This window comes from Streptococcus sp. NLN64 (genome assembly GCF_015831295.1).
Lineage (GTDB): Bacteria > Bacillota > Bacilli > Lactobacillales > Streptococcaceae > Streptococcus.
In genome coordinates this window covers 1-1,203 of record NZ_JADXDQ010000111.1, presented here as the reverse complement: position 1 = coordinate 1,203, position 1,203 = coordinate 1, and the positions used below count along the sequence as shown (strand labels likewise).

The window sequence follows — 1,203 nt, the reverse complement described above, 5'->3', positions numbered from 1 at the left end:
CAGCGTAGACTTTCCCAACACCGGGAATAGAGGTTAGACACTGGTATTCAGGAATTGTTTCGACCATATCCTCGATAGCTTTATCGATATCTTTGATGATTTTTTCAAGATTTCTGATTTCTCGAACCAATAGTCCGAGGATAACATCGACAGATTCCTGTTGTAATTTAGAGAGTCGGTAACTCCCTCTGATTGCAGCTTGAATAGCTTTGGCTAGCTTAGTGGGGTCTTTAAAGCGTCCCCTACCTCTACTTTGTAAGAAGTCGGCAAATTGGTCGAGAGGAATGGAAGCTATTTCATCAAGGGATAAATCCTCGGTCATTAAGCTCAGGATAGTTGATGAGAAGACAGAGGTGTTAAGCTCTTCCTTCTTGATTTCAGAAGAAAGTGTATTGCATTTATAGTAAAGATTTTCGATAAAGTGTTGTTTTGTATGGATCAACTGTTCCACCATCTGTAGTCTGGTTCTAGTGAGGTGTTGAAGCGCCATATACTTTTCTTCTTTAAGAAAAGCCGGCGAAAAGCGTTCAATACGGAAATAATCAGCGATATAGAAGGCATCGATAAAATCATTTTTGTTTTCTTCGAAAGCTTCTCGATATTTCTTAATCTTATTTGGCTGTTCAACGACCACTTCAACCCCAATCCGTTTTAACTGGCTATCTTCATTGAAGAACATTAAGGGGTGAAAACTATAGAGACTCGTTGCCTCCATACCAATCACAATCCTTTTAAAGCTATGTTTCTCATTGAGATCAATAACAGTTTTCTTGATTTCAGAAGCACCTGCTAAATCATTTGGAAGTGAAGCACTAAATGGTGTAGATGTATCACTCAACATAATACAGACATCTAGCTTGGTAGAGCTGACGTCTAAACCGACAAAACATTTCATGTGAAAGGTCTCCTTTCTATTAGATTTGGAAGTTTCCTTGACTACTGTAAGGTTCCCCAGAAGTCCTTCATTCGACAGCCTCGCATAATAGAATTCTCATCACCTATTCACAAGCCGCCTACTCTCTACTAAGAGCAGAAGTGAAGAGGTGGAAACAGCTAGTGGGTTGGAGGTAAAATGAAGGGCTGGGTAACAGACTTTGTAATGAAGACTGAGCAACAAGGAGGATAAGAAACAACCATGAGTCCTTTCCATAACTCTATTGTTCTGGGAAACATTGCAATAGTCAAGTATTTATACAATTATTG

1 protein-coding gene is annotated in these 1,203 nt (G+C 39.3%); it reads right to left on the bottom strand.

What is annotated here, in order from left to right; translation table 11 throughout:
- Nucleotides 1-895 (bottom strand): IS110 family transposase (locus I2503_RS09350; protein ID WP_196967781.1); only part of this gene is annotated, 895 nt, incomplete at its 3' end.
- Between the last annotated feature and the right edge of the window lie 308 nt (nt 896-1,203).